This is a genomic window from Clostridium sp. TF11-13AC (assembly GCF_003481065.1).
GTDB lineage: Bacteria > Bacillota > Clostridia > Lachnospirales > Lachnospiraceae > Otoolea > Otoolea fessa.
Map to the genome: position 1 here is coordinate 40,013 of NZ_QUKJ01000011.1, position 7,425 is coordinate 47,437.

Annotated in this window: 6 protein-coding genes; 1 reads left to right on the top strand and 5 read right to left on the bottom strand. The window is 50.2% G+C overall.

The window, feature by feature from the left end; genetic code table 11:
* Positions 1-5 precede the first annotated feature (5 nt).
* The 4 genes from tgt to scfA form a co-directional block, all read right to left on the bottom strand.
* Positions 6-1,142 carry a tRNA guanosine(34) transglycosylase Tgt gene (gene tgt, locus DXD12_RS14620; RefSeq protein ID WP_022359869.1) on the bottom strand — a complete coding sequence of 379 codons (1,137 nt, stop codon included), beginning with the start codon at positions 1,140-1,142 and terminating at the stop codon, positions 6-8.
* 17 nt (positions 1,143-1,159) lie between these two features.
* A complete protein-coding gene (gene secD, locus DXD12_RS14625) occupies positions 1,160-3,322 on the bottom strand; it encodes a protein translocase subunit SecD (protein WP_117796027.1) in 2,163 nt (720 codons plus the stop codon).
* A gap of 19 nt (positions 3,323-3,341) precedes the next feature.
* Positions 3,342-4,745, bottom strand: a complete 1,404-nt coding sequence (gene scfB / locus DXD12_RS14630; RefSeq protein ID WP_107001519.1) for a thioether cross-link-forming SCIFF peptide maturase — start codon at positions 4,743-4,745, stop codon at positions 3,342-3,344.
* A gap of 185 nt (positions 4,746-4,930) precedes the next feature.
* Entirely contained in the window at positions 4,931-5,077 is a 147-nt protein-coding gene (scfA, locus tag DXD12_RS14635) for a six-cysteine ranthipeptide SCIFF (RefSeq protein ID WP_022359867.1), read from the bottom strand.
* Positions 5,078-5,413: 336 nt separating this feature from the next.
* On the opposite strand from scfA, the gene DXD12_RS14640 reads away from it, so the two are divergent.
* A complete protein-coding gene (locus tag DXD12_RS14640) occupies positions 5,414-5,773 on the top strand; it encodes a TIGR04086 family membrane protein (protein ID WP_107001467.1) in 360 nt (119 codons plus the stop codon).
* Here the strand turns inward: DXD12_RS14640 and DXD12_RS14645 are convergent.
* Positions 5,708-7,036, bottom strand: coding sequence for a hemolysin family protein (locus tag DXD12_RS14645; RefSeq protein WP_107001466.1), 1,329 nt, complete (start codon positions 7,034-7,036; stop codon positions 5,708-5,710). The genes DXD12_RS14640 and DXD12_RS14645 overlap by 66 nt on opposite strands.
* Positions 7,037-7,425 lie beyond the last annotated feature (389 nt).

Sequence of the window (7,425 nt, forward strand, 5' to 3'; positions counted from 1 at the left end):
CTCCTTTAGTTCGATTCACCCATCATGCCTGCAAGTTTCTTTGCTTTATACTCAGCATAACAGTGATGTTCGATCGCGTCGCGAATCTCTTCCATCATTTTATTATAAAAATACAAATTATGCAAGACGCATAATCTCATCCCCAGCATTTCCTTCGCCTTAAACAGGTGGCGGATATATGCGCGGGAGTAAGAACGGCATGCCGGGCAGCCGCAGCCTTCCTCGATTGGGCGCGGATCCAGCTCATATTTGCTGTTCAGGAGATTTAATTTGCCATGGTTCGTGTATACATGGCTGTGGCGTCCATTCCGGGACGGGTACACACAGTCAAAGAAATCGACGCCCCGGTCTACCGCTTCCAGGATGTTTGCCGGTGTTCCAACGCCCATAAGATAAGTCGGCTTGTCCTCCGGCAGGTGCGGAACGACTGCATCCAGAATCCGATACATTTCCTCATGGCTCTCGCCAACTGCCAGACCTCCGACCGCATAGCCATCGAGGTTCATTTTGCTGATTTCCTTCGCGTGTTCGATACGGATATCCTCGTAAATCGCACCCTGATTGATACCAAACAGGAGCTGTTCCCGGTTGACCGTATCCGGCAGTGCATTGAGGCGTGCCATCTCATCCTTGCAGCGCGCCAGCCAGCGCGTCGTGCGCTCCACTGATTTCTGTACATAGTCCCGATCGGCAAGACTCGGCGGGCACTCATCAAATGCCATCGCGATCGTCGAACCTAAGTTGGACTGAATCTGCATACTTTCCTCCGGTCCCATGAAAATCTTGTGACCATCGATGTGGGAGTTAAAATAAACGCCCTCTTCTTTAATCTTCCGCAGTCCCGCCAGGGAAAACACCTGAAATCCGCCGGAATCCGTGAGGATCGGGCGATCCCAGTTCATAAATTTGTGCAGACCGCCAAACTGTCGGATCAGCTTGTCGCCGGTACGGACATGGAGGTGGTAGGTATTGGAAAGTTCCACCTGCGTGCCGATCGTGCGGAGATCATCGGTCGAAACCGCGCCCTTGATCGCCGCCACCGTGCCGACATTCATGAAAACAGGCGTCTGGATGGTTCCGTGGACCGTTTTCATTTCCGCGCGTTTTGCGCGGCCATCTTTGTATAAAATCTTGTATTCCATCTTTTTTCCTATACTTTTTACTTCTCTGCCTTTGCCTTCTTGCCAGCCGGTTTGGCATTCTTCTCCATGCGCTTTTTATTCAGCACATACCAGACAGAGCCGGACAGGCATACGGACGAATACGTACCGCAGATCAGACCTACCATCAGCGGAAGAGCAAACTCACGGATGGAAGATACACCCAGAATGTAAAGAATCAGGACCATGACGAAGGTCGTCAGCGTCGTGTTGATGCTTCGCGTCAGGGTCTGGCTGATACTGGTGTTGACGATCGTCTCAGCGGACTCTTTATTGCCCAGAAGCTTCATATTCTCACGGATACGGTCGAAGATAACGATCGTCGCGTTGATTGAGTAACCGACAATCGTCAGCATGCAGGCGATGAACGTCGAACCAACCGACCAGCGCAGCATCGCATAGCAGGTCAGGACAACCAGTACATCGTGCATCAGGGCAAGAACCGCGCCCGCCGCGAACGTGATATTGCTGAAACGGAACCAGATGTAGATCAACATGCAGATCGTCGCAATCGTAACCGCCACAATCGCATCGCGCTTCATCTCCTGGCTGACTGCACCGGAGATACTATCGGCTGTGATCTTCTCTTTATCCACACCAAACTGATCCGCCAGCGCCTGGTTTAACTCTTCGCGCTCGTCCATGTTCAGGGTACGTGTCTTGATGATAACCTCGTTGCTTCCGGCTACCTTCTGGGTCTGTGTGCCAGCTTCGCCGGTAATCTTTTCTACCACCGGAACCACCTGGGAGGAAATATCTTCCAGAGACATATCCTCGTTAAAGGTAACGTTTGTAGAAGTACCGCCTCTGAACTCCATGCTGTAGTTGAGCGGCACACCCATCGAAGACTGATTGTGAACCATGCTACCGACGCCTGCCAGAATGATCACGAGCGACAGAGCAAAGTAAAGCTTGCGGAATTTCAGGAACGGACGCGTCTTCATATCCTTGCGGCATCCGTAGAATTTCGCATCCTCAAAGCCCATCTCATAGAAGCAGTTCAGGGCAAATTTGGTTACAAACAGCGCCGTGAACATAGAAAGCACGATACCGATTGCCAGCGTCGCCGCAAAGCCCTTGACGGTACCGGAACCTCTCCAGAACAGAACCGCTGCCGCAATCAGGGTGGTTACGTTTCCGTCGATGATCGCGGAAAGTGCCTTGGCGAAACCTGCCTTGATCGCATTCTTGACGGATGTTCCCAGACCGATCTCCTCTTTGATACGGGTGAAAATGATAACGTTCGCATCCACCGCCATACCAATCGACAGGATGATACCAGCCACGCCCGGAAGCGTCAGAGTCACCTCAAATGCAACTAACAGGATCAGGATCAGACCGACATACAGGCACAGAGCCAGAGATGCAGCCAGACCCGGAAGCAGATATACGGCAATCATAAATACAATGACAATGGCAAATCCGATCAGACCTGCCTTTAAGCTGGTGGAGATCGCCTCCTGGCCCAGCTTCGCGCCAACTACGTTGGAACGCAGCTCTTCCAGCTCCAGGGACAGGGAACCGATACGGATCGTGGACGCAAGATTATTTGCCTCTTCATAATCCGCCATGCCGTCGATCTGGCACTGTCCGCCTGTGATCGCCTCACGGACGGTCGGAGCAGAAATAATCTGGTTATCATAAATGATATAAATTGGTTTTCCGACGCCATTCGTGGTCGCCTCAGCAAATGCCTGTTTACCTTCCTCGGTAAAGGTCAGAGAAACGACATACGCCTTGGAACCGGTCGCCTTATCCTCGGTCATGCCGGCTTTCGCGCTGGCAACCTGTTTACCATCAAGGATCTGATTTCCTTCAGAGTCCACGAAAATCAGGGAACCCGGTTTTCCTAACTCTTCCAGAATCGCGTTGGCATCCGATACACCCGGAATATCTACGTTGATACGGTTATTACCCTCCTGGTAAACCTCCGCCTCGGTACTGTAATTCTGTACACGCTGCTGGAGCTTGTAGATCGTATCCGCCATATCCTCGGAAGACGGATTTTCTTCTTTCGCCTGATAGGTAATGCTGACACCGCCAGCCAGGTCAAGACCCAGCTTGATCTGATTCATCGTCGAATAGCCGAAATAGCCGAATACGCCGATGGCAATCAGAAGGAGCAGCATCCCCAGGAAGCTTTTTCCTTTTTTGTTCTTCATTCCTCTCTCTCCTTGTTCTCTACTCGTCAGAGCCGTCTGCAAGAGCAGCTTTTATCATGATCGCGCACTCGATACGTTTTTTCTGCATCTCGCACCCGATATCATACGCATCCGTGATGGAACCGTGGAAGTTGTAGGAATTGGCCGCACAGCCGCCACTGCAGTAAAATCTGGCAAAGCAATCCCGACATTTGTCTTTCGCATAGACATTGCAGAGCTTGAACTCGTCGCGGACTGCCGTGTTGGTCACGCCCGTATCCACGTTGCCGAGCAGGAAATCTTCGTTTCCTACAAACTGATGGCACGGATAGAGGTCGCCCCACGGGGTAACTGCCAGATACTCAGTTCCTGAACCGCATCCGGACAGACGTTTTGCCACGCACGGTCCCTGTGTCAGATCAAGCATAAAGTGGAAGAACGTGAAGCCGCGTCCCTCTTTGTGTCTCTTGACATACTCTGCTGCCAGACGGTCATATTCCTCGAGAATCTGCGGAAGATCCGCCTCTTTGATCGCGTAAGGCTCTTCATCCGGTGCTACGACCGGCTCAACCGACATTTTCTTGAATCCAAGATCGGCAAAATGCAGAACATCTTTGCCAAAATCCAGGTTGTTGTGTGTGAAGGTACCACGCACGAAATAATCGCGGTCTCCGCGCTTCTCTGCAAATTTCTGGAACTTCGGCACGATCAGGTCGTAGCTTCCGGTTCCGTTGCGGAATGGGCGCATCTTGTCGTTGACCTCTTTTCGTCCATCCAGACTGAGCACGACGTTTGACATCTCGCGGTTGCAGAATTCCATAATTTCATCGTTTAACAGAACGCCGTTGGTGGTCAGTGTGAAACGGAATTTCTTGTTGTGCGCCTCTTCCTGGGAACGTCCGTACTCGACTAACTGTTTAACCACCTGCCAGTTCATCAGCGGCTCGCCGCCGAAGAAATCGACTTCCAGGTTCCGGCGGTTTCCAGAATTGGCAATCAGGAAATCCAGCGCTTTCTTGCCGACCTCAAATGTCATCAGCGCTCTGCGTCCATGATACTCGCCCTCTTCTGCAAAGCAGTACTGACAGGCAAGGTTGCAGTCATGCGCGATATGCAGGCAGAGTGCCTTGACAACCGTCTGGCGCTTCTTGAAATCCATAACGAAGTTTTTGTAAATGTCAGCGGTAAAGAGTTCTTCCTGATCGATGAGCTCCTGAATGTCCTCAAACGCCTCTCTGATCTCTTCCTGGCTGTATTTCTCTTTTAATGCTGCCGCCGTCTCGTCTTTCAGGGACTGGGCAATCTGAAACGGCTTCTCGCTATCCGGAATCCGCTCCGATAAAAAGGAAATCACATCGTACAGAAGCGGATCGACCGAATGGACGGAGCCACTGTTGACATCCAGTACGATATAATATCCATTATTTATATACTGATGAATCACTGTCTTTCTCCTTCTATAAGACATAGGCAGGCAGACAACCCGGAACATATGCAGTCCTCTCCTCGGACCGCGCTCCGTCTTGTCTGCCTCCCTGTGTCAACTCTGCGTTTTCTCAGACTCCAGCTCTCCCACTCATGAAAAGCTCTGATTTATCAGAAAACGCCTCATTTGTTTTGTACTGCCAATTAGCGGTTCTGGTTCTCGCAGCTCTGGTTACCTACAGTACAGGATGTCTTACATGCAGACTGGCAGGATGTCTGGCACTCGCCGCAGCCGCCTTTCTTCATGCTGTTCTTCAGTGTGCTTGCGCTCAGTGTCTTTACGTGTTTCATCTCTATGTCCTCCTTCATTTTTTTAGTATATAAAGTCCTACAGATTATATCATATGTTGCCCGCTTGTGCAAGCATTTCAATTTACCGTGTTTCTCACAGATTCCGGCTTTTTTGGAACTGTTCACGGGTAGGCACTTTTGGAACCGAAAGTGCCGTAAGAAAACGTGGTGGCAGCAGGAATTTGCCGTATTGAGATGCGAAGCCACGGCAAATTCCGTTACTGGGCACGTATGCGTGAACAGTAACGCTTGTTTGTAACAATGTTTCATTCTGCAGGCATATTTGTCCTTCTTTGTTCATACGAATAGAAAAAGAATGCACACAGGTATTTTATCATGGAAAAATCAGCTATCCAGATTCTGCTCCGTTCTTCCCTCTTCTCCTACGCGGCAACCGCTGTCTTTCTGCTTCTGCTCGCGTTTGGGATGTACCGGTTTCAGTGGGGTGAAAAGGAAATCACGCTAGGAGTGCGCGGCATCTACATTCTCGCCTGCTTTCTGGCAGGACTCGTCGCCGGAAAGAAAGCAAAAAGGCGCCGGTTCCTCTGGGGATTCTGTGCCGGCGCCCTTTATTTTCTTATTTTTCTAGCCCTGTCTTTTGCGATCCGACAGTCCCTCAAGGAGACTGCCTCATCCCTGCTGCTTTCCTTCGCCCTCTGCGCCGGAAGCGGCACCATCGGCGGTATGTTTAGCTAACGCCGCCTCCGACGGGCTTAACAGGTACAGATGAATCTTATCGATCCGGTTCTTATCCACACATTCGACGACGAGGCGGACGTTTTCCACCACAACCTCTTCTTTTTCCTGTGGAAGATGGTTCAAAAGTCCGATCACCAGTCCGCCAATGGAATCATATTCGTCTGACTGGAGTTCCAGATTCAGGCGTTCATCCAGATCGTCAAGTTTGACCGAACCGTCTACCATGTATTCCCGCGGGGCGATGCGCTGTATGGACTTTTCCTCGTCTCCATCGTACTCGTCCCGGATATCTCCGACAATCTCCTCCAGCATATCTTCCAGCGTGATAAGACCGACCGTCGAACCGTACTCGTCGAGCACGATCACGATGCTGATCGCTGCTTTCCGCATCTCGCGCATCAGCTCAGCAACCTTCTTAAACTCATATGTATAGAGAGGTTTCCGCAGATATTTCCGGACAGAAAAGCCCTCTTCCCCGCCTTTTAAGAAAATATCCTTGATGTTCAGAACACCGATGACATTGTCCGTCGTCTCCTCATAGACCGGGTAACGCGTGTATTTCTCACTGCGGAATACCTCCATCAGCTCGTCATACGTCGCATCCACGTCCACAAACGTCATGTTGACCTTCGGAAGCATGACATCGCGCGCCACGGCGTCCCCAAAATCAAACACATTGTTGATCATCTTCTTCTCTTCGGACTCGATGACGCCCTCTTCGTGGCTGACCTCCACGATCGTCCGCAGCTCATCCTCCGTGATGGACTCGCCCTTTGCCTTCACATCCACGCGAAGCAGCTTCAACACTAAAAACGAGAGCTGGTTGACCACAAAAATGACCGGTGTCAGCACCGTCATGATATAATAAATGATTTTAGCGAACCGAAATGCAATCCGCTCAGCCTGTATCGTCGCAACCGTCTTCGGCGTGATCTCGCCGAAAATCAGGATTAAAAGCGTCAGAATGCCCGTCGCAATCCCTACGATCTTGTTACCCCAGATGTGGGTGGCAAGAACCGTCGCAAGAGAAGACGCATACAGGTTTACCACATTGTTGCCGATCAGAATCGCACTCAGCATTTTGCTCGGATCCTCTATGATCTTCAATACATACTCTGCCTGCTTATCGCCATTCTCCGCCAGCGTCCGCACCCGGATCTTGTTGACCGTCGTCAGCGCCGTCTCCGTCGAAGAAAAGAAAGCCGACATCAAAAGCAGAAGTATCAAAATCAATAGCTGTATCCCATCACCAGAACTCAAAAAACTCAACTCCTATCTCCCCATGTAGGGGATTACTCTTTTTTAAGGTTGATTCTACCGTATTTCATAGGTTCTGTCAATAAATACAGGCTTGCATTTCCATACTTCTGCCGTCTCCGGGAGTTTGACCGTTGAATAATAGAAAAATACCTTGCAGGCCGCATAGAACCTGCTTTTTTTTGTGTCAAAAAAATTCGGAGTCTTTTTATATTGCAAAAAGCTATATTAATAACGAGGGAAAAAGTACATCTGTTAATGTGCGTAAACTGGGAACACTTAAAGAACTCCTTATTAAACATGGACCTCATACTCTCTGCTCCACCATGCCTGATATCCCGTATTTCCGGTCACTATTTCCTTATCACTACTACAATATACTTATGGGTAAT